Source organism: Cellulomonas sp. NPDC055163, from assembly GCF_053607065.1.
The window spans coordinates 510,886-536,016 of sequence record NZ_JBSGSU010000002.1 but is presented as its reverse complement, the minus strand read 5'-3'; the positions used below and the strand labels follow the sequence as shown (position 1 = coordinate 536,016).

General features: G+C 77.0%; 22 protein-coding genes. 15 read left to right on the top strand and 7 right to left on the bottom strand.

Annotation, left to right across the window (positions count from 1 at the left end; translation table 11 throughout):
- Nucleotides 1–79: 79 nt before the first annotated feature.
- Nucleotides 80–775 carry a hypothetical protein gene (locus tag ACWFNE_RS06150; RefSeq protein WP_452121541.1) on the bottom strand — a complete coding sequence of 232 codons (696 nt, stop codon included), beginning with the start codon at nucleotides 773–775 and terminating at the stop codon, nucleotides 80–82.
- A 49-nt stretch (nucleotides 776–824) separates the two neighbouring features.
- Nucleotides 825–1,793, bottom strand: a complete 969-nt coding sequence (locus tag ACWFNE_RS06145; RefSeq protein WP_452121540.1) for a formate/nitrite transporter family protein — start codon at nucleotides 1,791–1,793, stop codon at nucleotides 825–827.
- Between the two features lie 90 nt (nucleotides 1,794–1,883).
- Between ACWFNE_RS06145 and ACWFNE_RS06140 the strand changes: the two genes are divergently transcribed.
- Nucleotides 1,884–2,951, top strand: a complete 1,068-nt coding sequence (locus ACWFNE_RS06140) for an NADH:flavin oxidoreductase/NADH oxidase (protein ID WP_452121539.1) — start codon at nucleotides 1,884–1,886, stop codon at nucleotides 2,949–2,951.
- Nucleotides 2,952–3,108: 157 nt separating this feature from the next.
- On the opposite strand, the gene ACWFNE_RS06135 is transcribed toward ACWFNE_RS06140, so the two are convergent.
- Nucleotides 3,109–4,518, bottom strand: a complete 1,410-nt coding sequence (locus ACWFNE_RS06135) for a malic enzyme-like NAD(P)-binding protein (protein WP_452121538.1) — start codon at nucleotides 4,516–4,518, stop codon at nucleotides 3,109–3,111.
- A 103-nt stretch (nucleotides 4,519–4,621) separates the two neighbouring features.
- Between ACWFNE_RS06135 and ACWFNE_RS06130 the strand changes: the two genes are divergently transcribed.
- Nucleotides 4,622–5,731 carry a cell filamentation protein Fic gene (locus ACWFNE_RS06130; RefSeq protein WP_452121537.1) on the top strand — a complete coding sequence of 370 codons (1,110 nt, stop codon included), beginning with the start codon at nucleotides 4,622–4,624 and terminating at the stop codon, nucleotides 5,729–5,731.
- Nucleotides 5,732–6,419: 688 nt separating this feature from the next.
- Here ACWFNE_RS06130 and ACWFNE_RS06125 read toward each other — a convergent pair.
- Nucleotides 6,420–7,271, bottom strand: coding sequence for an HAD family hydrolase (locus ACWFNE_RS06125; protein WP_452121536.1), 852 nt, complete (start codon nucleotides 7,269–7,271; stop codon nucleotides 6,420–6,422).
- 477 nt (nucleotides 7,272–7,748) lie between these two features.
- On the opposite strand from ACWFNE_RS06125, the gene ssd reads away from it, so the two are divergent.
- The 7 genes from ssd (at nucleotide 7,749) to ACWFNE_RS06090 (ending at nucleotide 13,700) form a co-directional block, all read left to right on the top strand.
- Nucleotides 7,749–8,612, top strand: a complete 864-nt coding sequence (gene ssd, locus ACWFNE_RS06120) for a septum site-determining protein Ssd (protein WP_452121535.1) — start codon at nucleotides 7,749–7,751, stop codon at nucleotides 8,610–8,612.
- Nucleotides 8,613–8,809: 197 nt separating this feature from the next.
- Nucleotides 8,810–9,967 (top strand): TadA family conjugal transfer-associated ATPase, encoded by a 1,158-nt coding sequence (locus tag ACWFNE_RS06115; RefSeq protein ID WP_452121576.1) that lies wholly within the window; start codon nucleotides 8,810–8,812, stop codon nucleotides 9,965–9,967.
- A 164-nt stretch (nucleotides 9,968–10,131) separates the two neighbouring features.
- Complete coding sequence (locus ACWFNE_RS06110; protein ID WP_452121534.1) at nucleotides 10,132–10,671, top strand: type II secretion system F family protein; 540 nt, start codon at nucleotides 10,132–10,134, stop codon at nucleotides 10,669–10,671.
- Nucleotides 10,668–11,306 carry a type II secretion system F family protein gene (locus ACWFNE_RS06105; protein ID WP_452121533.1) on the top strand — a complete coding sequence of 213 codons (639 nt, stop codon included), beginning with the start codon at nucleotides 10,668–10,670 and terminating at the stop codon, nucleotides 11,304–11,306. Before ACWFNE_RS06110 ends, ACWFNE_RS06105 begins: the two co-directional genes overlap by 4 nt.
- Before the next feature lie 1,187 nt (nucleotides 11,307–12,493).
- Entirely contained in the window at nucleotides 12,494–12,664 is a 171-nt protein-coding gene (locus ACWFNE_RS06100) for a DUF4244 domain-containing protein (protein WP_452121532.1), read from the top strand.
- Nucleotides 12,665–12,930: 266 nt separating this feature from the next.
- Nucleotides 12,931–13,248, top strand: a complete 318-nt coding sequence (locus ACWFNE_RS06095) for a TadE family type IV pilus minor pilin (protein WP_452121531.1) — start codon at nucleotides 12,931–12,933, stop codon at nucleotides 13,246–13,248.
- 68 nt (nucleotides 13,249–13,316) lie between these two features.
- Nucleotides 13,317–13,700 (top strand): Rv3654c family TadE-like protein, encoded by a 384-nt coding sequence (locus tag ACWFNE_RS06090; protein WP_452121575.1) that lies wholly within the window; start codon nucleotides 13,317–13,319, stop codon nucleotides 13,698–13,700.
- A 129-nt stretch (nucleotides 13,701–13,829) separates the two neighbouring features.
- On the opposite strand, the gene ACWFNE_RS06085 is transcribed toward ACWFNE_RS06090, so the two are convergent.
- The gene (locus ACWFNE_RS06085) at nucleotides 13,830–16,493 is read right to left on the bottom strand and encodes a DEAD/DEAH box helicase (RefSeq protein ID WP_452121574.1); all 2,664 of its coding nucleotides are present in this window, start codon (nucleotides 16,491–16,493) and stop codon (nucleotides 13,830–13,832) included.
- A 330-nt stretch (nucleotides 16,494–16,823) separates the two neighbouring features.
- Between ACWFNE_RS06085 and ACWFNE_RS06080 the strand changes: the two genes are divergently transcribed.
- From ACWFNE_RS06080 to ACWFNE_RS06055, 6 genes are all read left to right on the top strand, one after another.
- On the top strand, nucleotides 16,824–17,591 hold the full coding sequence (locus ACWFNE_RS06080; protein WP_452121530.1) for a LamB/YcsF family protein: 768 nt from the start codon (nucleotides 16,824–16,826) through the stop codon (nucleotides 17,589–17,591).
- Between the two features lie 140 nt (nucleotides 17,592–17,731).
- Nucleotides 17,732–18,655, top strand: coding sequence for a 5-oxoprolinase subunit B family protein (locus ACWFNE_RS06075; protein WP_452121529.1), 924 nt, complete (start codon nucleotides 17,732–17,734; stop codon nucleotides 18,653–18,655).
- Nucleotides 18,652–19,506 carry a 5-oxoprolinase subunit C family protein gene (locus tag ACWFNE_RS06070; RefSeq protein ID WP_452121528.1) on the top strand — a complete coding sequence of 285 codons (855 nt, stop codon included), beginning with the start codon at nucleotides 18,652–18,654 and terminating at the stop codon, nucleotides 19,504–19,506. The genes ACWFNE_RS06075 and ACWFNE_RS06070 overlap by 4 nt, the downstream gene beginning before the upstream one ends.
- Before the next feature lie 529 nt (nucleotides 19,507–20,035).
- Nucleotides 20,036–21,850: a ribonucleoside triphosphate reductase gene (locus tag ACWFNE_RS06065; RefSeq protein ID WP_452121527.1), complete on the top strand. Its 1,815-nt coding sequence runs from the start codon at nucleotides 20,036–20,038 to the stop codon at nucleotides 21,848–21,850.
- Nucleotides 21,847–22,518 (top strand): anaerobic ribonucleoside-triphosphate reductase activating protein, encoded by a 672-nt coding sequence (locus ACWFNE_RS06060; RefSeq protein ID WP_452121526.1) that lies wholly within the window; start codon nucleotides 21,847–21,849, stop codon nucleotides 22,516–22,518. The genes ACWFNE_RS06065 and ACWFNE_RS06060 overlap by 4 nt, the downstream gene beginning before the upstream one ends.
- 180 nt (nucleotides 22,519–22,698) lie before the next feature.
- Entirely contained in the window at nucleotides 22,699–23,034 is a 336-nt protein-coding gene (locus tag ACWFNE_RS06055; protein WP_034630011.1) for an STAS domain-containing protein, read from the top strand.
- Between the two features lie 243 nt (nucleotides 23,035–23,277).
- Here the strand turns inward: ACWFNE_RS06055 and ACWFNE_RS06050 are convergent, their stop codons facing one another.
- Both ACWFNE_RS06050 and ACWFNE_RS06045 read right to left on the bottom strand, forming a co-directional pair.
- Nucleotides 23,278–24,363: a hypothetical protein gene (locus ACWFNE_RS06050; protein ID WP_452121525.1), complete on the bottom strand. Its 1,086-nt coding sequence runs from the start codon at nucleotides 24,361–24,363 to the stop codon at nucleotides 23,278–23,280.
- The gene (locus ACWFNE_RS06045) at nucleotides 24,360–24,899 is read right to left on the bottom strand and encodes a sigma-70 family RNA polymerase sigma factor (protein ID WP_452121524.1); all 540 of its coding nucleotides are present in this window, start codon (nucleotides 24,897–24,899) and stop codon (nucleotides 24,360–24,362) included. The genes ACWFNE_RS06050 and ACWFNE_RS06045 overlap by 4 nt, the downstream gene beginning before the upstream one ends.
- Between the last annotated feature and the right edge of the window lie 232 nt (nucleotides 24,900–25,131).

Below are 25,131 nucleotides of genomic sequence, written 5' to 3'. Positions count from 1 at the left end.
TCGCGTGGCCCTGTCGCGTGGCCGCGCGCACGTGCCCGACCTCGCGCCCGCGGCTGGCGGGACGGCTGGTCGTCGAGGCTCAGGACGCCTGGGCCGCCGCCCGGTCGGCCTCCGCCGCGTGCGCCCCGTGACGCGCGCGCCAGTCGCCGACCGCCTTCCCGCGCCGCCGCGACTGCCACGCCGTCAGCCCGGCGACGAGCACGAGCGCCCCGGCCAGCAGGACGGTGCCGGACGTGGCCGCGACCGTCGCGTTGCCGCCCGTCGTCCGCCAGCTCGTGCCGTCGAGCACCGTCAGGACCGTGTCCCGCGCGAGGGCCGGCGCGTACAGGAACACCCCGCCGGCGACGGCGGTCACGAGCCCGCCCGCGATCGGCACGGTCGGGGACCACACCCCGAGGTAGACGGTCGCGGCGAGCAGCAGCACCCCGAGCGTCACCAGCACGATGCCGACGACGTCGGTCGAGGCGTCCCAGCCGTCGGTCTGCGCGACGAGGATGCGGGACTCGCCGACGAGCGCGACCGCGAGCGCGGCCGGCACGAGCACGAGGCCGACGAGCGTGCCGAGCAGGTGGCCCGCGGGCCCGGTGCGGCGCGGCGCGTGCGGACCGGGGAAGAGGTCCTCGCGCTCGTCGGTGGCGCGGCCCGCCGGAGCGGGCCCGGTCGTCCCGGAGGACGCGGAACCGGGGGAGGCGGAACCGGGGGAGCCGGGGGAGGAGGTCCCGAGGGGCGTGCCCCCCGCGGGCGTGCTCCCGGGGCCGGGGTCGGAGGTGCTCATCGCCGCTCCTTCGTGCGTCAGCGGCGCCGTCGAGCGGCACCGTCCGATCTCACGGTAGGGCGGGCTCCTGCACCTCGCGCGTCGCCGCACCGGGTGCGGTGCACGCGCGGCCGCCGCCCGGGACGCCGGGCGTCCTGGCGCCGGGGGTCGGGACGGCGTCGGCACCGGCGGGCCCGACGCCCGCCGGCGCCGCCGGGGGAGCCGGTGCGGGCGCCGCAGCGACGAGCGACGGGGCCGGAGGGCGCGGGGCCGGCCGCGCGCTCGACGCGTACGCCGCGCCGACCAGCAGGCCGCCGCCCACGAGGTTGCCGAGCCCGACGAGGGCGACGTTGCGCCCGAGCTCGAGCCACGTGGCGCCCGGGAGCCCGCCGATCAGGCCGAACGAGAAGGTCGTCATGTTCGCGACCACGTGCTCGAAGCCCGACGTGATGAACACCGCGACGCACGCGAAGACCATCACGAGGCGTGCGCCCTCGCTGCGCAGCCGGGCCGCGCACCACACCGCGAGGCACACCATGAGGTTGCACAGCACGCCGCGGAAGAACAGCTGCGTGCCGGTCTCCGCGGCCTTGTGCTCGATCATCCGGGCGATCGTCTGGCCCGCCGCCGTCGACGGCCCGAGCGCGCCCGACAGGTGCACGACGGTCGCGAACACCATCGCGCCCAGCAGGTTGCCGGCCAGGCACGCGAGCAGCGTCGCCCCCGCACGGCCCCACGAGACCGTGCCGCGCATCGCACCCTGGGTCAGGATCATCATCGCGGACGTCGCGAGCTCGCCCCCGGCGACCACGACGACCGCCAGCGCCACCCCGAAGACGAGGCCCTGCACGAGCGGCGCCCACGGCGACCCGGCGACGGCGAGCGGCCCGCCCGCGGTCGTCAGGATCACCACCCCGATGCCGATGTACGCGCCGGCGAGCATGGTCTGGACGAGGAAGGTCAGCGGGCGGCGCGCGAGCGCGGTCTTGGCGACCGCGACGTGCGCGTGGTGGTCCGTCGCCTCGGCGATCGTGAGCATGCGCCCAGCGTGCCGCGCCGCGGGACGCCGCCCCTGGGACGAAAGCCCGGGCTCGGGAATCGCGCCGGACCTCGCGGCGTTGGTCCCGCCGTGACCCTCCTCTTCGAGCCGCTGACCCTGCGCGGCACCACGTTCCCGAACCGCGCGTGGCTCGCGCCGATGTGCCAGTACTCCGCGACCGACGGGCTGCCGGACGACTGGCACCTGGTGCACCTGGGCGCGCGGGCGGCCGGCGGCTTCGGCCTCGTGGTCGCCGAGGCGACCGCGGTCGTCCCCGAGGGGCGGATCAGCCCGCAGGACACCGGGCTGTGGAACGACGCGCAGGTGGCCGCGTGGTCGCGGATCACCGACTTCGTGCGGGCCCGCGGCTCGTACTCCGGGGTCCAGCTCGCGCACGCCGGGCGCAAGGCGTCGACGTACTCGCCGTTCGCCGCGGGCCGGGGCACCGTGCCGGCGTCCGAGGGCGGCTGGACGAGCGTCGGGCCGTCCGCGCTCGCCTACCCGGGGCTCGAGGCCCCCGCCGAGCTGACCGACGCCGCGCTCGAGGCGGTGCCCGGGCAGTTCGCCGCCGCGGCGCGCCGGGCGCTCGCCGCCGGGTTCGACGTCGTCGAGCTGCACGCCGCCCACGGCTACCTGCTGCACGAGTTCCTCTCGCCGCTGTCGAACACCCGCACCGACGAGTACGGCGGCACCCTCGAGAACCGGGCCCGCCTCCTCGTCGAGACGACCGACGCGGTCCGCGCCGTCTGGCCCGACGAGAAGCCGCTGCTCGTGCGGTTCTCCGCGACGGACTGGGCCGAGGGCGGCCTCACGGTCGAGGAGGTCGGGCTCGTCGCCAAGGAGCTCGTGGGGCACGGCGTCGACCTCGTCGACGTCTCGACCGGCGGCAACGTGCCGGCGTCGATCCCGGTGGGGCCCGGCTACCAGGTCCCCGCGGCGCGGGCCGTGCGCGAGACGTCCGGCCTGCCCGTGGCCGCGGTCGGGCTCATCACGACCGCCCACCAGGCCGAGCAGGTCCTCGTCGACGGCGCGGCCGACGCCGTGCTGCTCGGGCGGGTGGCGCTGCGCGACGCGTCGTGGCCTCTGCGGGCGGCGCACGAGCTCGGGGTCGACGCCGCGGCGCTCACCCCGCCGCAGTACGGCCGCGCCTGGGGCTGAGGTCCGCACCCTCCGGGCACAGGCGCTCGCGTGGCACGATCGCCGACAGGACCGCGTCGAGGCGTCGCTCCGGCGCTGACGCGGGCGCGCACGAGGCGGCTCCCCCGACGCCGGCTCGGACCGCGCAGCCGCGACACCGGCCACGGCACCGCGGGTCTCAGCCGTGGGTGCGCGCACCCTCCGCCGTGCGTGCCGCGTGCTCGACCGCAGCCGCCACGACCGTCGTGACCTCCGGGTTGAAGACGCTCGGCACGATGTACGTCGGGTTGAGCTCGTCGTCGGTGACGACCGACGCGAGCGCCGTCGCCGCAGCCAGCAGCATGCTCTCCGTGACCTTGTGCGAGCGCGCGTCGAGCAGCCCGCGGAACACCCCCGGGAACGCGAGCACGTTGTTGATCTGGTTCGCGAAGTCGCTGCGCCCCGTCCCGACGACCGCAGCGTGCTGCGCGGCGTCGTCCGGGTCCACCTCGGGACGCGGGTTCGCGAGCGCGAAGACGATCGAGTCCGGCGCCATCGTCGCGACGTCCTCCCCCGAGACCACGTCGGGTGCGGAGACACCGATGAACACGTCGGCCCCCGCGAGCGACGCCCGGAGCGTCCCCGTCACCCCGCGCGGGTTCGTGTGCTCGGCCGTCCAGACGAGCTGCGGTGCGAGGCCCGGGCGCCCGGCGTGGACCACCCCGTCGATGTCCGCGACCACGACGTCGCGCGCCCCCGCCGCGAGCAGCAGCTTGAGCACGGCCGTGCCCGCCGCCCCCGCGCCCGAGAGGACGATCCGCACGTCCGGGAGCTGCTTGCCGACGACCTTGAGCGCGTTCGTCAGCGCCGCGACGACGACGATCGCGGTGCCGTGCTGGTCGTCGTGGAACACCGGGATGTCGAGGCGCTCACGCAGCCGCCGCTCGACCTCGAAGCAGCGCGGCGCCGAGATGTCCTCGAGGTTGATGCCCGCGAACACCGGGGCGATCGCGCAGACCGTGTCCACGATCTCGTCGACGTCCGTGGTGTCGAGCGCGATCGGGAACGCGTCGATGTCCGCGAACCGCTTGAAGAGCACCGCCTTGCCCTCCATCACCGGGAGCGCGGCGAGCGGCCCGAGGTCCCCGAGACCGAGCACCGCGGTGCCGTCCGTGACGACCGCGATGGTGTTGCGCTTGATCGTCAGCCGCCGGGCGTCCTCAGGGTGCGCGGCGATCGCCTGGCAGACGCGCGCGACACCCGGGGTGTAGACCATCGACAGGTCGTCGCGGTTGCGCAGCGGCACCTTCGACTCGATCGACAGCTTGCCGCCGAGGTGCATGAGGAACGTGCGGTCACTGACCCGGTCGACGACCACGCCCGGCAGCCCGCGCAACGCCTCGACGATGTCGCCCGCGTGCTCCTCGCCGCGCGTCGCGCACGTGACGTCGACCGTCATGTGCTCGTGGCCCGACGCCGTGACGTCGAGCGCGGTCACGATGCCGCCCTCGCGCTCGATCGCCGTCGTGAGCTCGCTGACCGCCGTCGGGCGGGCCAGGACCTCGAGGCGGGCGGTGATGGACGACGACACGCTCGGCGCTGAGACCATGCGGCCATTGTGTCCGCTCCGGGGCCTCACCGTCGGTCGGCGGCCCGGCAGGCCCGGGCACTGCTCCGTGAGCCGCCCGACGACGCGCCGTAGGGTGACGCCCGTGCACCCGCAGGCCGCCCCGAGGAGCTCCGCCGACGACCCCCTCGCCGGCCTCGCGGCCCTGCCCGGGGTCGCGGAGGCGGTCGACGCCGCGCGCCGGGCCTGCGAGGAGCTGCGGTGGCACGAGGCGTACCGGCGGCGCTGGCGCGAGGTGCGGGCGGAGGCAGGTCTCCGTTCGGCTCGCGGCAGCGCGGCCCTCGACGGTGCCCGGGTGCCGCTCGACGTCGTACGGGCGCTCGCGGTCGGGGCGGACGGCGACCCCGGTGCTGCGCGTGGCGGAGCGGGGCAGCCCGACGTGGCCCCCGACGTCGCCCCGGGCGGAGCCTCGGCGTTCGGGACCGCTGCCGGCGGGGCTGTGCCGCTCGCGACCGTTTCCGGCGGGGCTGTGCCGCTCGTGGATGTCGCCGGCGGAGCCTCGCCGTTCGGGACCGCCCGCCGCGGCGGAGCAGCGCAGCCCGGGCGCGAGCGTCCCGGCGGTGCGCCGGTGGACAGGCCCGCCCCCGACGTCGCCGTCGCGACCGGGGCGCTGCGGGTCACGGCCGAGGTCGAGCGCCTGATGCCCGAGCTCGGTGCGCGCGGTGCCGCCACGCTCCCGCCGTTCGCCCAGCTCGCCGCGCGGCTGCACGCCGCGGCCGGTCGCGGCTGGGTCGCGGACGGCGACCTCGGCCGGCTGCGCACCGACCAGCCGGCGCTCGACCTCCGCGGGCTCGGCGCGGCGCCGTCGGGCGCGGACGTCGCCGGCCGGCTCGACCTGCTCGGCCGGGTGCTGCGCGAGACCCGCGTGCCCGCCGTCGTGGTCGCGGCCGTCGTGCACGGTGAGGTGCTCGCGCTGCGGCCGTTCGTCGCGGGGAACGGGCTCGTCGCCCGTGCGCTGTCGCGGCTCGTCCTCACGTCGCGCGGGCTCGACCCGACCGGTTCGCTCGTGCCCGAGCACGCGTGGGCGACCGCACCCAACCCGTACCTCTCCGCGGCGGCGGGCTTCGCGACGGGGACGCCCGACGGGCTCGCGGGCTGGGTGGCGTTCTGCGCGCGCGGCGCGGTGGACGGCGCGCGCGAGGCCCGCTCGGTCGCGGACGCGGTGCTCGCGGGACGGCTGTCGACGGACGGCTGAGCCGGGCGGCGAGGCGGACGCACCCGCCGGACGCGGACGCGCGGTGCCCGGACGGGCCAGCCCGGGCCCGGATGCGCGAGCCCGGACGCGTCGCGCCCGGATGCGCGAGCCCGGACGTGTGGTGCCCGGACGCGCGAGCCCGGACATGGACGACGGCGCCCGTGAGGACGCCGTCGCCGAACAACGGACCGGAGGGATAGCAGGCGTGCAACTGCGTCGTCGCTACGGGCCAGCCCGGTCGACGTGTCCTATGCGTGGACGATCGCGCGTGGGTTCCCTGCGGGTCCGACTGTCGTGCTCCCTTCGTACCCCCGCGCGGCGGGGACGGGAAGTTCCGGGGCGTCCCGGCAGGTCAGGACGCCGCGTCGGTGGTCAGTCCGTGGACGCGTGGTCCGAGGGGCGGACCGGCGGGACGAACCGGACACCACCGTCGGTGCCGCGGCGGGCGATCGTCGGTGCGGTGCGGTGCGGTGCGGTGCGGTGCGGTGCGGTGCCGTGCGGTGCGGTGCCGTGCCGTGCGGTGCCGTGCCGCGCCGGGCGGGCGTCGGTGCCGTGCCGTGCCGTGGCGGGGCGAGCACCCCAGTTCCGGGGCCGCACGGGCGCGGCACCCGTGCGGCACCGGCGGGGCGGGGCGCCGGACGGCCTCGATCACCCGCCGTGACCCGTGCCGGTCGTCAGGACCGGCGGCTCAGGTCTCGGTGCGCCCGCGCCGCGCCAGGTGCCACACGAGCACCCCCACCGCCACGACGGCGGCGGCAGCGATGCCGGCCACGACGGAGCGCGGCGGGGTCACCAGGGCGCGCAGGGCCACCGGCCGCGTGAACGTCAGCACGCCCCACCCCGACTCGGCGGCGAGCCGGCGCAGCGCGCGGTCGGGGTTGACGGCGAACCCGTGCCCGACGACCTCCAGCATCGGCGCGTCGGTGATGGAGTCGGAGTACGCATAGCTCGCCGTGAGGTCGTACCCGCGCTCGGCCGCGAGCTGGGTGATCGCGAGCGCCTTGTTCTCCCCGTAGGCGTAGAAGTCGATCGCCCCGGTGTACCGGCCGTCGACGACGCTCATCCGCGTCGCGATCACGTGGTCGGCGCCGAGCACCGCCGCGATCGGTCGGACGACCTCCGCGCCCGACGCGGACACCACGACGACGTCCCGGCCCGCGGCGTGGTGCTCCTCGATGAGCGCGACGGCCTCGGCGTAGACCGCGGCGTCGATCGACTCGTGCAGCGTCTCCTCGACGATCGACGACACCTGGGCGACGTCCCACCCCGTGACCGTCTGCGCGAGGTTGGCCCGCAGCCGCTCCGTCTGCACCGCGTCGGCGCCCCCGACGAGGTAGAGGAACTGCGCGATCGCGGTGCGCACGACCGCCCGCCGGGTCAGCAGTCCGCCCGCGAGGAACGGCCGGGAGAACGCGGTGGCGGACGACGTCGCGATGATCGTCTTGTCGAGGTCGAAGAAGGCGGCGGCGCCGGGCCGGGGGCCGGTGCGCGCTGCTGCCGGCCGGGAGGTCGTCGTCAGAGACGGGGACGGGGGAGGCACCGGGGAGGTCGTGGGCGGTGCTGTCGCGGGCGGTGGCGCCGCCGACGGTCGCGTCGGCGGTGTCGTCGTGGGCCCCACGTCGGGCGCGTCGTGCCCACCGGTGCCGGAGCTCGCCGGGACCGCGTCGTCCGAACCCTTCTCCACCATGACCTGACCAGGTGCCTCTCGTCGCCCGCCGCCGGTGAGCCTAGCGGGAGCCACCGACGCGCCGCCGGGCCTTCGCCAGTCGGCACCCGCACCGACCGGGCCACCCTCCCGCCGATCGCGCTGACCCGGCCACGGACGCCCCACTGGGCGCCTGGGAGCCGCGGGCGAGCCGAGCCGAGCCGGCTCCCGTCGCCGACCACCCCCAGCCCCGCCCTACGGCTCGCGACGCCCGCAGGCCCGGATCGCGCGCCGCTCGTCGGCCCGGAGCGCGTGCACCATCGGCGCTCGCGAGCGGGTCGGCCGGACCCGCCGCCGAGGGAGGAGGCCGGCGTGTTCGCTCGCAGCTCGGAGGTGCTCGACGTGAGACCGGACCTCGCCGGTCGGCGCGGAACGGAGGGCTGGCCGCGCCCGGGGGACGTCGAGGCAGCCCTCGCAGCGCCCGCCGGACCCGGCCCCCGTGCGGTCACGCGCGGAGCGGTGCGGCGGGCACGCCCGGACAGCACCGTCGTGGGCGTCGTCGGGGCGCGGGGCGGCGCCGGTGCCTCGACGTTCGCAGCTGCACTGGCGCACCGCCTCGCCCGGCGCGGGTCTGCGGCGCTCGTCGACCTCGAGCGCACCGGTGGTGGCATGGACGTGCTCGTCGGGCTCGAGGGCGCCGACGGGCTGCGCTGGCCGGACCTCGCCGGGGCGCGCGGCGAGGTCGCCGGCGTCGAGCTCGTCGCGCTGCTGCCGAGCTGGGGCGGGTGCACCGTGCTGAGCGCCGACCGGGCGCGCCCCGGCCCTCCGCCGCCGGCCGCCGTGGGCGACGTGCTCGGCGCCCTCCTGTCCCAGGTGGACCACGTCGTCGTCGACCTCGACCGGGCGGACGTGACCGAGCGGTCCGGCGTGCTCGCGCTGTGCGGGCTCGTGCTCGTGGTCGTCCCCCGCGACCTGCGTGCCGTCGCGGGCGCGCTCGCCCTGCGTCCTGCGCTCGTGGAGACGGTCGAGGACGTCCGGCTCGTCGTCCGCGGCCCGGCTCCCGGTGGCCTCAGCGCGCTCGAGCTCGCCCACGTGGTCGACCTGCCGCTCGGCGTCTCGATGGCCGCCGACCGGGCCGTCGCGGCGGCGTGCGAGCGGGGCGGTGGACCGGCGAGCCCGGCACTGCGGCGCGGGCCGCTGCTGCGCGCCGTCGCCCGGCTGGCGGAGGACCTGTGAGGCCGCACCCCGACGTCGCGGGGCCGCGACGGTCGCTCGACGCGGGCCTCCCCGCTCGGCCTGCGGAGGCGGGGCGTGCGGGACGGCGACCCGACGCCGACGGGGACGTGCTCGGGGGGCGGAGCTGGGAGCCCGTCGACGGCGCGCGGGCGCGGACCTCCGGTGAGATCGTCGGGTCACGACGCCGAGGTGAGCCGCTGCCGCCCGTCGACCGTGCGCTGCTCGAGGACGTGCGGGACCGGCTCGCGCGGCGCGGCGCCGCCCCTGACCCGGGTGAGATCGCGGCGGCGCTGCGCGCGTCGGGCACGCTGCTCGGCAGCCGCGCGCTCGTGGACCTCGAGCGCGCGGTGCGGGCCGAGCTGCTCGGCGCCGGCCCGCTCCAGCAGCACCTCGACGACCCGGACGTCACCGACGTCCTCGTCAACGCGCCCGACGAGGTGTGGGTGGAGCGGAGCGGGCGGCTCGAACGCACCCCGGTCGACCTCGGGAGCACCCAGGCGGTGCGGGAGCTCGCGGTCCGGCTCGCGGCCGTCGGCGGCCAGCGCCTCGACGACGCCAGCCCGACGGTCGACGCGCGCCTGCCCGACGGCACCCGGCTGCACGCCGTCCTGCCGCCCGTCGCCGGGGGGTGCACGCTGCTGTCGCTGCGGGTCCTGCGGCGGCGCGCCTTCACGTTGCCCGAGCTCGTCGCGTCCGGGAGCGTCGCCCCGGCGCTCGCGCCGGTCCTGCGCGCGCTCGTCGACGCGCGCGCGAGCTTCCTCGTGTCCGGGTCGACGGGCACCGGCAAGACGACGCTCCTCGCGGCGCTGCTCTCGCTCGTCCCCGCGCACGAGCGGATCGTGTGCATCGAGGAGTCCGGCGAGCTCGCGCCGGCGCACCCGCACGTGGTGCACCTCCTCGCGCGGCACGCCAACGTCGACGGCGCGGGCGGCGTCGACCTCGCCGACCTCGTCCGGCAGGCACTGCGGATGCGGCCCGACCGGATCGTGCTCGGTGAGTGCCGCGGTGCCGAGGTCCGCGAGGTGCTGACCGCGCTCAACACCGGGCACGACGGCGGCTGCGCGACCGTGCACGCCAACACGGCGTCGGACGTGCCGGCGCGGCTCGAGGCGCTCGCGTCGCTCGCGGGGATGTCGCGGGCGTCCGTCGCCGCGCAGGCCGCGAGCGCGCTCGACGCCGTGCTGCACGTGCGCCGCACGGGCGCGCTGCGCCACCTCGCCCAGATCGGCGTCGTGCGGCGGGACGGCGACGGCGAGCTGCGGGTCGACGTCGCGGTCGACGTCACCGGCGGCGTCGCGGTGCGGGGACCCGGGTGGCCCGCGCTCGCCGAGCGGCTCGGGCTCGGGGCCTCGTGAGCGTCTGGGCCGGGGTCCTGGTCGCGCTGGCCGCCCTGGCTGCCGCAGGTCCACGCGGGCGGGCGCCGGCACCGCTCGGCGAGCCGGCAGGGCGTCGGCCGAGGCCCGGGCGCCGCGGCGCCGACGTGGGCCGGACGGGCGGTGGGGGGTCACGCCCGGGTCTGATGGCGGCGGGGGAGCTCGCCGCCGCTGTGACCGGCGTCGCGTCGGCGCTGCGCACGGGCAGCTCGCCGGCGCGCGCCTGGCTCACGGTCGCCGGGATCGTCGTCGGGCCGCACGGTGTGCCGGCGCTGGCGGACCTGGTCCCCGGACGCGGGCCGACCCGGTGGCCGTCGCGCGGCCCGCGCGAGCAGCACCTGCGACGCGCGCGGGCTGTCGTGGCCGCGGGCCGGCTCGCCGCCGAGCTCGGCACACCGCTCGGGCCGGTGCTCGACCGGGTCGCCCGGACGCTCGAGAGCGACGAGGAGCTCGACGCCGACCGCCGCGCCGCACTGGCCGGTCCGAGATCCACCGCGACCGTGCTGCGGTGGCTGCCCGTCCTCGGCGTCGTGCTCGGGACGGCCCTCGGTGCGGACCCGCTCGGCGTGCTCCTCGACGGTGGGCTCGGCGCGGCGTCCGCCCTCGTCGGGGCGGTGCTGCTCGGAGCCGGGCACGTGTGGACGCGACGGCTCGTCGTCGCGGCCCAGGCACCGGGTGACCGGTGAGCGGGGTGGCGGTGGCGCTCGTGGTCGCGCTGCTCGTCGGGCTCGCACGGGTGCCGTGGAGCACCGGGCGTTCGGCGCGGCTCGCGGGGGTCGGCCGGCGGTGCCGTCGGGCCGCGGGGAGCCTACGGGGCGGCGCGCCCGACGCATCGCTCGGCGACGCGGTGCTGGACGACGCGGTGCTGGACGGCGCGGTGCTGGACGACGCGGGTGGTGTCGACGTCGTGCTCGTCCTGGACCTGCTCGAGGTGGCGGTGGCGTCCGGGGCGGCGCTCCCGCGCGCCGTCCACGCCGTCGGGGACGCGGTGGGAGGCGACGACGGAGCGGCGCTGACGGCGGCCGCACGTGCCCTCGTCCTCGGTGCAGGCTGGTCCGCGGCGTGGTCCGCCGTGCCGGGCCGGTTGGCACCCGTCGCGGAGTGCCTCGCCGACTCGTGGTCGTCGGGTGCGGCTCCGGGGCCCCGGCTGCGTGCAGCGGCGGACGAGGTGAACCGCGACCGGCGGCGCAGCGCGCGTGAGGCCGCCGGCCGGCTCGGAGTGCGCCTCGTGCTGCCGCTCGGGCTGTGCCTCCTGCCGTCCTTCGTCCTGCTCGGCCTGGTCCCGGTCGTCGTCTCTCTCGCCGGTGGTCTCCTGGGGTGAGGCGTCTGCCGGTCGCGCAGGAGCCAGACGTTGCCGGAGACGGGGCTTTTGCATAACCTGCCGCTGTCGCAACGTCGCGACCACGCGAGGGAGGTGACCCGGTGGGAACCCAGCTCGCCGCGAGCACGCCCCCGCTCGGCGCCGGCCCCACCCGGACGCAGCACCTGCTTCACCTCGCATCGACCTCCCGTGCGAGACCCGATGTCGGCGCGGCCCCCGGCCCGACCGGCCACCACGAAGCTGGGCGGTGCACCGGGTCCTGACCCGTGAGCACGCCCGTGAAGGCGACGCCCGGTCCAGGGGGTGGACCGGGCGTCGCTGTGCCCGGCCCGGGGAGCGGACCGTCCCGACGTCCGACGTCCCGACGTCCGACGTCCGACGTCCGACGCGCGTCGCGTCGCGTCGCGCGGGTCGGGCGAGGGGCTGTGGCGAGCACGCGTCGGGCCGGTCGCGTGAGGTGGGCGTGGGTCGGGCGGGTCGTGGGTGGCGGGCGTGGGCCGGTAGGCCCTGCGGCGGTGGCGCGTCGGTGGCGCCTCGGATGAGGGCGCACCGCACCGCGTGTGCCGAGCGCGCGTCGCCCCGGGGGAGGCGAGCGCGAGCCCGTCGCCGCCGAAGGAAGGCGGACGGTCGCGGTGCACCCCCAGCCCGCTCGGCTCACCGCTCGACGGGCAGCGGCGGAAAGAGCCGTCCCGCGAGCCGAGTGCGAGCGCGAACGTGGTCCCCGCCAGGCGCCGCGAGGGCGCCCGAGGAGGAGGACCACCATGCGCACCACCGTCGACCTGCACCCCGCCCGACGCGCTCGCCCCGGCGGACGAGGACCCACGTCCACCGGGCCCCACACGAGAACGCACGCCGCACGCCGGGCGACGCTGGGCCGCCGCACGGCGGGCGAGACGGACCGTCCCGTCACGCGGCGACCCGTTGACGTGGGTGTCGGCGCCGGGCTGCGCGGGGCGGCTCCCGTGCTCGACCGGCGGAGCTGGGCGGAGGCGCCGGTCACCGCGAGCGGTCCGGAGAGGCGGGACGGGAGCACCGCACCGACAGGGGTGCTGGGTGGCGGCGTCGCACTGGCGGGTGTGCCGGACGACGGCGTCGCACCGACGGGAGTGCCGAGCGGAGGCCCCGCACCGACGGGGGTGCCGGACGACGGCGCCGCACGAATGGTGCCGGCCCGGAAGGTCGCGCAGGTGCTGCGGGGCCGGGTCGTCGCCGGGTCGGACGTCGGCATGGCCACCGCGGAGTACGCGATCGCGACGGTCGCCGCCGTCGGCTTCGCGGGCCTCCTCATGGTCGTGCTGCGCAGCGGCGAGGTGCAGGCGCTGCTCCTGGGCCTCATCCGCGGAGCGTTGTCGGTGTGACGACGCGGCGCGGTGACGGCGCACGCACGAGCTCGGGCGGTGCCGTGCCGGGCCGCTCCGGTGGTGTCGTGCCGGCCTGCACGCGCGGCGACGCGAGGGGACGTCGGGGCGGCGCCGCCCGGACCCCGTCGGGCGGCGTCGCCCGGACGCGCTCGGGTGGTGTCTCGCCGGAGGTCACCGACCAGCGGGGGAGCGCCAGGGGGTCGGGGCCGGCAGGTGCCGACGAGAGCGGCGCCGCCCCGGGCACGGCACGCGAGCGCGGCAGCGTGACCGCCGAGCTCGCCGTGGCACTGCCCGCGGTCGTCCTGGTCCTGGTGGCGGTCCTCGTCCTCGCCGCGTCCGCGCTCACCCAGCTCCGCTGCGCCGACGCCGCCCGCGCGGGCGCACGTGCGGCCGCCATCGGTGACGACGAGTCCGGCGTGCGGGCCACCGCTGCGCGGGTCGCCGGGCCCGGCGCGGACGTCGCCGTCGTCCGCAGCGGCGACTGGGTGACGGTCTCGGTGAGCGACGCGGTGGTGAGCAGCGGGCTGCGCACGGGCCCGCTCGTGGCGCGGGCGAGCGCGGTCGCCTGGGTCGAGCCGTGACCCGGGTGGAGGCGTCTCGGCGCACCGGGACCGAGCCGTGCTCTGGTGGCTCGGTCGGTGCCCGCGCGATCGGCGGGGCTCGGGGCGTCCGGCGCCGGTGTACCGACGAGACCGGGGCCGGCACGGTTCTCACGCTCGGTGTCGTGGCGGTCGCGGGCACGCTGCTCGCGGTCGTCGGGCTCCTCGCCGGTGCGCAGGGTGCGCGGGGGCGCGCGCAGGCCGGTGCTGACCTCGCGGCGCTCGCGGCAGCGCAGCACCTGCTCGACCACGGCGGCGCCGACGTCTCGGAGGCCTGCGAGGTCGCGCGGGCGACCGCCCGCCGGAACGATGTGCGTCTCTCGTCGTGCCGCGGTGACGGTGCCGGTGTCGTGGTGGTGAGCACGGTCCGCGGCTCGGCCGTCGGGCCGGCGACGGCGCACGCACGAGCGGGGCCGGTGTCGGCGCGTGGGTGAGGCCGCCGCCGCGGGTCCGGCGCGAGGGTGAGGCCGCCGCCGCAGGTCCGGCGCGAGGGTGAGGCCGTCGCCGCGGGTCCGGCGCGAGGTCGACGGGGCGGCGCGCGGTCCGTCCGGGCTCGGCGCGGCTCAGCCCGGCACGGCGTGCGCGAGGACCGCGTCGAGGAGCCGGACCGCGGCGGCCTTCTCGAGCGGGTTGTTGGCGTTGCCGCACTTGGGCGACTGGACGCACGCCGGGCAACCCCGCGCGCACCGGCAGGCTGCGACGGCGTCTCGGGTGGCCCGCAGCCACGTCTCGCCCAGCGCGTACCCGCGCTCGGCGAAGCCGGCACCGCCGGGGTACGCATCGTGGACGAAGACGGTCGCCATCCCGGTGTCCGCGTGGAGCGCGGTCGACACACCACCGAGGTCCCACCGGTCGCACGTCGCGAGCAGCGGAAGGAGGCCAATCGACGCGTGCTCGGCGGCGTGCAGGGCACCCGGTGCGAGCTCGACCGTGACGCCCGCGGCTTCGAGCACCTCGACGGGCGCCGTCCACCACACGGCCGTCGTCTGGAGCGTGCGCTCGGGCAGCTCGAGGAGCTCCGTGCCGAGCACCTGGAGGTCGGGGATGCGCTTGCGCTGGTAGCTGAGCACCTGGCTCGTGACGTCGACGGCCCCGAAGCCCCAGGTCACCGGTCCCCAGCTGCGTTCGCGCAGCACCGAGCGGATCTCGGTCGTCGTCGCCCAGCGCGACCACGTGCCGTAGTCGACGTCGCGGCGCTCGACGAGCGCGACCGCGTCGGCCAGGTGGAGCTCGGAGACCACGAACGTCGCGCCCTGGTGCACGTACACGGCTCCCGGGTGCACGGACGCGTCGGCTGCCGCCGCGTCGACCGTGCCGAGCATCCGCCCCGTGCCGGCCTCGACGACGCGCACGGGGTCGCCACCGGTCCCGCGCAGGTCGGTCAGTCGCGCCGCCGCCTCGGCATGCGTCCAGAACCACCCGGCCGTGCGGCGCCGCAGCGCACCCCGCTGGACCAGGACGTCGAGGAGCCCGCGGGTGTTCGGCCCGAAGAGTGCGAGCTCGTCCTCGCGCAGCGGCAGCTCGGCGGCCGCCGCACACAGGTGCGGTGCGAGCACGTAGGGGTTCGCAGGGTCGAAGACGGTGGCCTCGACCGGGGTGTCGAACACGGCCTCCGGGTGGTGCACGAGGAACGTGTCGAGCGGGTCCTCGCGGGCGATCAGTGCGACGAGCCCGTCGGCGCCGGCCCGGCCCGCGCGGCCGGCCTGCTGCCACAGCGACACGCGCGTGCCCGGCCAGCCCGCGATGAGCACCGCGTCGAGACCCGTGATGTCGACGCCCAGCTCGAGCGCGTTCGTCGTGGCCAGCGCCCGCAGCCGGCCGTCGCGGATCGCGCCCTCGAGAGCGCGGCGCTCCTCGGGCAGGTACCCGCCGCGGTAGGCCGCGACCGTGCCGGCGAGCCGTTCGTCGATCTGGCTCAGGTGGTTCCGGGTCACGGTCGCGACGGACTCCGCGGCGCGCCGGGACCGCGTGAACGCGAGCGTGCGGGCGCCCGACGCCGTCAGGTCCGCGAGCAGGTCGGCCGTCTCGGCGGTGACCGAGCGACGCGGCCGGTCCGACGGGTCGGTGACGACGTTCTCCCCTGTGCCGCGAGGGCCGGAGCCCTCGTGCGGGGCGAGCGCCGCCGCACCGCCCGGGTCGGGGTCCTGCGTGGGCAGGCCGGCGACCGGCGAGGCGGCGATGAGGGAACCGGGATCCGCGTCCGGGTCGTCCTCCGCGTCCCGGTCGGCGCCCCTCGCGATCACCGGGTCGACCGGCTCGGGGTGCGGAAGCGGCGTCGCCCACGGGTCCTCGTCGGGGACGAGGTCGGCCCACGGGCCGCTCGCGCCGGGCAGCTCGGGCGGCTGCCAGAGCACGAACGTCTTGCGACCGGCCGGGGACGTGTCCTCCGTGACGGTCGCGATGGCGTCGGGCCCGACGCCGAGCAGCCGGGCGGCGCTCGCGGCGGGGTCGGCGGTCGTGGCGGACGCGAGCAGGAAGATCGGCCCGCCCGGACCGGCGAGCACGGGCCCGTCGGCCCTCCGGCCGGCGGGCGTCGGCGCGTAGTGCGCCGCGAGCCGTCGCAGCCGGCGCAGGATCGCGGCGACGTGCGCGCCGAACACCCCGCGGAACGCGTGGCACTCGTCGACCACGACGTAGCGCAGCGACCCCAGCAGCCGGGACCACCGCCGGTGGTTCGGCAGCAGCGCGAAGTGCAGGAAGTCGGGGTTCGTGAGCACGACGTCCGCGTGCTCCTGCACCCAGCGGCGCTCGTCGAAGCCGGTGTCCCCGTCGCAGGTGGCGACACGGATGTCGCGGGTGCGGGCCGCTGTCACCAGGCGGTCGAGGCCGCCGAGCTGGTCGTGCGCGAGCGCCTTCGTCGGGCACAGGTAGAGCACCGCACCGCGCCGCGTGACCGTCTCGATGCGCCCCGGGTCGAGCAGCCCGGCCGCGCGGTCGGAGCGGACAGCCGTCAGCGACGGCAGCCAGAACGCGAGCGACTTGCCCGAGCCCGTCGACGTCGCGAGCACGGTGTGCCGGCCGGACCATGCGGCGTCCGCCGCCTCCACCTGGTGGCGCCAGGGCCGCTCGACGCCCAGCGCGCGGTACCCGGCGACGAGGTCCGGGTCGGCCCACGACGGCCAGTCCGCCCGGACGCCCTCGCGCGCGGGCAGGTGCCGGACGTGCGTGAGGCGGTCGTCACGGCGCCCGCCCGAGAGCAGCACGTCGAGCAGCCCGTCGGATCCCAGCACGTCGGCCATCCTCGCACCGGGCCCCGCCCCGCGACGGTCCACGAGATCGACCCGCACGGTGGCGACCGGCCCGCTCGGCGCCGGCCCGCGCGGACGGCGCGGGCACGCCTGCACGTCGCCGGCCCGTCCGCACGGCGATGGCCCACCCGCACGGCACCGATCCGGACGTCGCCAGAGCCGGCCCGCTCGGCGCCGGCCCGCGCCGCGCCGACCCGCGCCGCGCCGACCCGCGCCGACCCGCGCCGACCCGTACGTCGCCGGCCCCTCTCGGCCGCGGGCGCGACGGTGCCCTGGCCCGCCCGCCCCGTCGCGCGCCAGGATGGACGCGTGCACATCGACCTGAACTGCGACCTCGGCGAGGGGTACGCCGTGTGGCGGCTCGGGGAGCCCGGGCTCGACGCCGCGCTGCTGGATCTCGTCACGAGCGCGAACGTCGCGTGCGGGTTCCATGCCGGTGACCCGCAGATCATGGCCGCCACGTGCGCGGGGGCCGTCGAGCGGGGCGTCGCGATCGGGGCGCACGTCGGGTACCGGGACCTCGTGGGCTTCGGGCGGCGCGCGCTCGACGTGCCGGCCGACGTCCTCCGGGCGGAGACGACGTACCAGCTGGGCGCGCTCGCGGCGGTCGCGCGGTCGGCCGGGGGAGCCGTCGCGTTCGTCAAGCCGCACGGCGCGCTGTACAACACCGTGGTGCACGACGAGGCGCAGGCGCGTGCGGTCGTCGACGCGGTCGTGCGGTTCGACCCCGGCCTGGCGGTCCTGTGCCTGCCCGGGTCCCGGCTGCTCGACTGTGCCCGCGAGGCGGGGCTGCGCGTCGTCGCCGAGGCGTTCGCGGACCGCGGCTACACGCCGCAGGGGACGCTGGTGCCCCGCGCGCAGCCCGGCGCCGTGGTGACCGACCCGGCGCTCGCCGCCGCACGTGCGGTCCGGCTCGCGCGCGAGGGCGTCGTCGTGGCCGTGGACGGATCGACGGTCGAGGTCGCCGCCGAGTCGCTCTGCGTGCACTCGGACACCCCCGGAGCGCTCGCGCTGCTGCGCTCGGTGCGCGCGGGGCTCGGGCTGTCGGGCGTCGAGCTCCGGTCGTTCACCGCGTGAGCCTCCCGGGCACAGACGCGGGTCCGGGCGCCGGCTCGGGTACGGGCACGGGCACGGGCACGGACGCGGGAGCTGACGCGAGCGCGGCAACGGACGCAGACGCGGGAACGGACGCGCGCACGGACGCCCGCGCGGTCGCGGTGGACGACGGCACCGCGGGCTCCCGTCACGCGGGCGCCGGTCCTCGCGCCGCCGTCGCCGCGGGCTCCGGGGCGGCGAACGCCGACACCGGTGCCGCGACCCCGTCCGCCGACGGGATGCGCGTCCTGCCGTACGGCGAACGCGCGTTCCTGCTCGACGTCGCGGGTCTCGACGAGGTGCGCGTGCTCGACGCGGCGCTGCGCGCCGACCCGCCGCCGGGGACCGAGGACCTCGTGCCCGCAGCCCGCACGGTGCTCGTCCGGTTCGCCGCCGGCACGTCCGCAGGTGACGTCGAGGAGCACGTGCGCGCGGCCTGGCGTCGGGCGGTGCAGGGCGGCGGGTCGACGCGCGACGCCCCGCCGAGCGAGGGCGTCGTCCACCTGGGCGTGCACTACGACGGGCCGGACCTCGACGAGGTCGCCGGGCTGACGGGCCTCACCCGCGCGGAGGTCGTCGCACGGCACACCGGGCGCGACCACGTCGTCGCGTTCGGTGGCTTCATGCCGGGGTTCGCCTACCTGACGGGCGTCGACCCGGCGCTGCACGTCCCGCGACGGTCGAGCCCGCGCGAGCGGGTGCCCCCGGGGTCGGTCGCGCTCGCGGGGGAGTACACGGCGGTGTACCCGGCCGCGACACCTGGGGGGTGGCGGCTGCTCGGGCGGTCCGACGCGGTCCTGTTCGACCCGGGGCGCGCCCAGCCGGCGCTGCTCCTCCCCGGCACGCGCGTGCGGTTCGTGGACCTGGATGCTCCGGGTGGTGGTACCCCGGGTCGGGGCGCCCCCGGTGGCGACGCCTCGGACGCCCGGGACGCCCTCGGTGGCGACGCATCGGACGTCCCCGACGCCCCCGGTGGCGACGCCCCTTACGCCCCGCGTGCCAACCCCTCCCGTCCGGACGCGGGTCCCTCGCGAGGTGCACCGTGATCGAGGTGCTGGCTCCGGGGGTCCTCACGCTCGTGGAGGACGCGGGCCGCCCGGGCCTCGCCGCGGTCGGCGTCGGACGGTCGGGCGCCGCGGACCCGGCGGCGCTGCGGCTCGGCAACCGGCTGGTCGGCAACCACCCCGGGGCGGCCGCGCTCGAGGTCGTGCTCGGCGGCCTGGAGCTGCACGCGCTGCAGACGACGGTCGTCGCGCTGACGGGAGCGCAGGGGCCGGCGTGGGTCGACGACGCGCCGGCCGGCTACGGTGCGGCGGTCCGGCTGCCGGCGGGTTCGCGGCTCCGCCTGGGCACCGCCGAGCGCGGGCTCCGGACGTACGTGGCGGTGCGCGGCGGGGTCGACGTCCCTCCTGTGCTCGGTTCGCGGTCCGCCGACCGGCTCTCGGGGCTCGGTCCGGCGCCGCTCGCCGCCGGCGACCTGCTGCCGGTCGGCCGGGACACCCGCGGCTTCCCCGAGCCGGACGCCGTGCCGCCGGGACCGGCAGGGTCGGGGCGCGCGGTCCTGCCGGTGCTGCCCGGCCCGCGCCGCGACTGGTTCGCCGCGGACGCGCTCGAGGTGCTCACCCGCGGGGACTTCCGTGTGACGCCGTCGAGCGACCGGGTGGCGCTCCGGCTGTCCGGCCCGGTGCTGCTGCGCGCCGACCGCGGCGAGCTGCCGTCGGAGGGTCTCGTGGTGGGCGCGGTGCAAGTCCCGCCCGACGGGCAGCCGGTGGTCTTCGGCCCGGACCACCCGGTGACCGGCGGGTACCCGGTGCTCGCCGTGGTGTGCTCGTCGGGCCTCTCCGTCGCGGCGCAGCTGCGTCCCGGCGACACGGTCGGCTTCGCGCTCACGCGCTGACAGCGAGCGGCGCCTGAGGCACGCACGGCGACGGCGGTGCTCGGGCCGACGTTGCCCGGGTGCGCGGGTGGCCCGGCGGCGAGGTCGCTCGTGCCGCGCGGGTGACCCGGCGGCGAGGTCGCTCGTGCCGCGCGGGTGACCCGGCGGCGAGCCCGCCCGTGCCGCGCAGGCGCCGAACCCGCGACGGCCGGGCCTCGCGGCGCCCCGGCGTGCCGGCAGAGCGACGTCGGCACTCCCGGCGCACAGGCGCACCGGCGCACCGGGAGCGACACGCCGGTCTCCCCGGGTGACCCGCGGGGCCCGCGCGGGTCCGGGACGCGACCGCACCCCGTCGCCGGGACCTAGGTCCCCGGGCGCCTGGAGCCCCCGGGCATAGAAATGCCACATCTTGTTGCCGAGTGCCGCGCGGACCACCACATCTGGTGGAGACATACCCGGGCGCGCGCAGCGGCAGGCCCGAGGACCGCACGACCCCACCCGCCCCGTCACGACCCCGCACCGCCCGCACGGCGCGCCGGAAGGAACCCCCATGGAGCACCACCCCGTCGTCGAGGTCGGCCCGTCGATCGACGAGTACCTCGACCGCAGCGACTGGCGCGTCAACGCCAACGCCAACCAGGGCTACTCGCTGGGCGGGATGATCCTCAACACCGCGGGCAAGGTCGTCGCGAACTACTGGCTGAGCCACGTGTACGACCCGGAGATCGGCCAGGCGCACCGCGAGGGTGACCTGCACATCCACGACCTCGACATGTTCTCGGGCTACTGCGCGGGCTGGTCGCTGCGCACGCTCCTGCAGGAGGGGCTGGGCGGCGTCCCCGGCAAGGTCGAGGCCCGTGCACCACGGCACTTCAGCTCGGCGATCGGGCAGATCGTCAACTTCCTCGGCACCATGCAGAACGAGTGGGCGGGCGCGCAGGCGTTCAGCTCGTTCGACACGTACATGGCGCCGTACGTCCGGCTCGACGCGCTCACGTACGCGCAGGTCAAGCAGGGCATCCAGGAGCTGGTCTACAACCTCAACGTGCCGTCGCGCTGGGGCACGCAGACGCCGTTCACGAACCTGACGTTCGACTGGACGTGCCCCGAGGACCTGCGCGCGCAGGTGCCGTTCGTCGCCGACGAGCCGGTCGACTTCACGTACGGCGACCTGCAGGTCGAGATGGACCTGATCAACCGTGCGTACATCGAGGTCATGACCGACGGCGACGCGAGCGGCCGGGTCTTCACGTTCCCGATCCCGACGTACAACATCACCGAGGACTTCCCGTGGGAGTCCGAGAACGCCGAGCTGCTGTTCGCGATGACGGCGAAGTACGGCCTCCCGTACTTCCAGAACTTCATCCGCTCCGACATGAAGCCCGGCGACGTGCGCTCGATGTGCTGCCGGCTCCAGCTCGACCTGCGCGAGCTGCTCAAGCGCGGCAACGGGCTGTTCGGCTCTGCCGAGCAGACGGGCTCGATCGGCGTCGTGACGGTCAACTGCGCGCGCCTGGGCTACCTCTACCGCGGTGACGAGGCGGTGCTGCTGCGCGAGCTCGACCGCCTGCTCGACCTGGCCCGGGACTCCCTCGAGGTCAAGCGAACGGTCGTCCAGACGTACATCGACGAGGGCCTGTTCCCGTACACGAAGCGCTACCTGGGCACGCTCGACAACCACTTCTCGACGATCGGCGTCAACGGGATCAACGAGATGGTCCGGAACTTCACGTCGGACCTCGAGGACGTCACGACGGACGACGGCCACGCGCTCGCGGTCCGGCTGCTCGACCACGTCCGGGTGCGCATGGTCGAGTTCCAGGAGGCGACCGGCCACCTGTACAACCTCGAGGCGACGCCGGCGGAGGGCGCGACGTACCGGTTCGCGAAGGAGGACCGCAAGCGGTTCGCGGACATCGTCCAGGCCGGTACCGACGCCAACCCGTACTACACGAACTCGTCGCAGCTCCCGGTCGGCTTCACCGACGACCCGTTCGAGGCGCTCGAGCGCCAGGAGGAGCTGCAGCGCAGGTACACGGGCGGCACCGTGCTGCACCTGTACATGTCCGAGCGTCTGAGCACCGCGGGCGCGTGCCGTGAGCTCGTGCGCCGGTCGCTGTCGACGTACCGCCTCCCGTACATCACGGTCACGCCGACGTTCTCGATCTGCCCGCACCACGGCTACCTCGCGGGCGAGCACCCCACGTGCGAGCGCTGCTCGGACGAGCGGCCCGGCGACGACCCGGTCGTCTGCGAGGTGTGGACGCGCGTCATGGGCTACCACCGGCCCGTGAGCTCGTTCAACATCGGCAAGAAGGGCGAGCACGCCGAGCGCACGCCGTTCCGCGAGCCGGTCCGCGCGTGAGCGGTGCACCGGACACGCTGGAGATCGCCGGCCTCACCGCGCTGTCGACGTGCGACTGGCCGGGCCGGCTCGTCGCGACGCTGTTCCTGCAGGGCTGCCCGTGGGAGTGCACGTACTGCCACAACCCGTCCCTGATCGACGCGCGCACCCCGGGCACGGTCCCGTGGGCGCGGGTCCGGGACCTGCTCGCGCGCCGGCACGGTCTGCTCGACGGCGTCGTGTTCTCCGGCGGGGAGCCGACGCGTCAGCACGCGCTCGCGGCGGCGATGCGGGAGGTGCGCGGTGCCGGCTACCTCGTCGGGCTGCACACGTCGGGCGCCTACCCGCGCCGGCTCGAGGAGGTGCTGCCGCTCGTCGACTGGGTGGGCCTCGACATCAAGGCGCCCGCGTCGCTGTACCCGGCGATCACGCGCGTCGGGCGGAGCGCGGACCCGGCGTTCGCGTCGCTGCGCCTCGTGCTCGACTCGGGCGTCGACGTGCAGGTCCGCACGACGGTCGACCCGACGGTGCTCGGCCCGCAGGACGTCGACCGCCTCGGCTCGACGCTGCGCGGGCTCGGCGTGCGCGACCACGTCCTGCAGGAGGTCCGGCCCGACGGGACCACCGACTCGTACCGGCGCGCGCTGGCGGACGCCCGCGCGCGAGCGGTGGCCGGCACCGCACCCTGACGTCGAGCGGCGGGGCGGCCGCGTCGACCTGCCGGGTGACGGCGCGGCGCCCGGCGCCACCCCGCAGGGCGACGAGGTGCTGCCCCACGGGGTGGCGTACCGGGACGACACGGGCGCGGAGTCCCCGCGCACGTCATGGTTCTGTTTGAATGACGCCGAACCGACGAAACGGGGTGGGGCATGGACGTCGGAGTTGTCAGCCGGGCGGTGGGTGACGTGACCGTGGTCGAGGTCTCCGGGGAGATCGACGTGTACACCGCGTCGGTCCTGCGCGAGCGGCTCGCGAGCCTCATCGACGAGGGGCGCACCGACCTGGTCGTCGACCTGACCCCGGTGCGCTTCATGGACTCCACGGGACTCGGCGTCCTGGTGGGCGTGCTCAAGAAGGTGCGCGGCCACGGCGGTCGCCTGCAGCTCGTGATCGACTCCGAGCGGCTGCTCAAGGTCTTCCGCATCACGGCGCTGACCCAGGTCTTCACGATCCACGAGACGGTCGACGCGGCGCTCGCGGCCTGACCCGCACAGCCACCCGACCGGCGACGGGTGCACGGTCCTCACCTCGGTGGATCCGCGAGCGCGTGCCAGGGCGCGCGGGTGCTGCTGGAGCTGACGACCGACACCGACGACGCGAGCGACCTCGGGTACCTGCTGCCGCAGGCGCTCCCAGGCGCTCCGGGAGTACGTCCTCGGGCGCGAGGTGCCCGGGCGCCGGTCACGGCGCTGGACTCCTCGGCCGGGCTGTCCCCGCCGCTCGTGGCCTCATCGGTCCCGGATGCGGTACGTGAGCTCACGGTCGTGGCGCGTGCCCACCGTCTCGGAGAGCTCGACGACGTGCTGCTCGTCGACCAGGGTCGTGACGCCCGACTGCGGGGTGCGCCCGCCGTCCACCAGCTCGGCGGATGCCACGGTGTAGCCGGCGTCCGCCAGCGCCCGCACCGCGCGCTGGCGACCGTCCGTCCCGGCGACCCCGACGGTCACGAGCCAGCCGCTCGCGGTCGTCCCGTCGAGCGTGAGCGCCTCGACGAGCTCGCCGTGCACGAGCGGGACGTCGACCGGGAACCCCGCGGGGAGCGGGACCGGGGTGGTCACGGGCTCGAGCAGCTCGAGGTCCCAGGGGCCGTCGACGACACGTCCGCCCGGAGCCACGGCGTCGGTCCAGGCGTACACGTCGTAGTGCCCGGGCGGCAGCGGCTCGCCATCCGTACCGCACGTCGTGAGGTCGACCACGACCTCTCCGGGGGCGCCCGTCGGGTCGAGCTCCCCGGCACGGAGGCCGCTGGGGTCGAGCACCGCCAGGGAGTCCACGGCCTCCTGAGCCGGCGTGCGTCGCGCCGGCCCGGGGACCGAGACCACGGTGCCGTCGTGCACGACCGCGAGGTGGGGTGGTCCGTCGAGCGCCCGGACGAGCTCGACGGTCACACCGGGGCCCGCGTACTGGACGGTCGCGAACGAGACTGCCAGCTCACGGCCCTGCAGCGAGCCCAGCGGTGCACGCGACTCGCGCTGCCAGGTCGACGCGGTGAGCACGCCGACCCCCGCACCGACCACCTCGATCGAGACGTCCCCGTCCGTGCTGCCGAGCGAGCCGGCGGACGACCCGCACGCTCCGGGCTCCGCCCCCGGGACGGCAGCGGGGAGGCCGGCGGCGTCGCTGCGGGCCAGCGCGGCAGCCCCGAGCGCGACGGCGCCGGCTGCTCCCAGCCCGACGGTCCCGCGCACACCGGCCCGCACCGCCCGCCGGCGCCGGATGCGTGCGGTGAGGCCGGCCGTGTCGAGCGGAGCCCGGTCAGCCGCCCGGGGGGCGTCGACGGCGTCGTGCAGGGCGTGGGACAGGTCGGTGCTCATCGGGTCCTCCCGGTCGGCAGCAGGGTCACGTCGAGGGTGCGGGCGACGGGCAGCGGCCCGAGCACCCGCTCGAGCGCCTCGATCGCGTCGGACAGGTACCGCTTCACGGTGCCGTCGGACAGCCCGAGGCGGCGGGCGATCTCGGGGACGGTCAGGTCGTCGTAGTAGCGGAGCACCACGCACGCCCGCAGCCGGGGGCGCAGGCTCGCGAGAGCCACGTGCACGTCCGCCCGCACGGCTGACGCGTCCTCGGGGCCGTCGGTCGTCTCGGCGCGCACGAGCAGGTGCCGCACGCCGCTCCACCGCCGGCGGCGCCGGTACCCGTCGAGGAAGACGGTGAGGATCGCCCGGCGGACGTACGCCTCCGCCGCGTGCGCCTCGCGCAACGGGCGGCCCTGGCTGAACGCCCGGACGAGCGCCTCCTGCACGAGGTCCTCGGCCTCAGCGGCGCCCCCGGTCAGCAGCGCGGCGTACCGCACGAGCGCCGCGCCGCGCTCGCGCACCAGCGCGTCGAGCACGTGCTCCCAGTCCGCCACTGCGCCTCCGTCGTCGTCGGTCGGGGGACGAGGCCGTCCACCTGCCCCTCATGACGACCGGGCGGTCCCGATCGTTGGTCCGGCCGTCCGCACCCACGTCCCGTGCCGCCGCCCGATCCGGTGAGGTCCGGCCTCGACGCGCCGGCCTGTTCCCGGTGCACCACGACCGCAGGCCTCCGCGGCACCCCGACCACCGCCCGGGCGTCGGAGTGTCGCAGAGGCGTTGCCGACA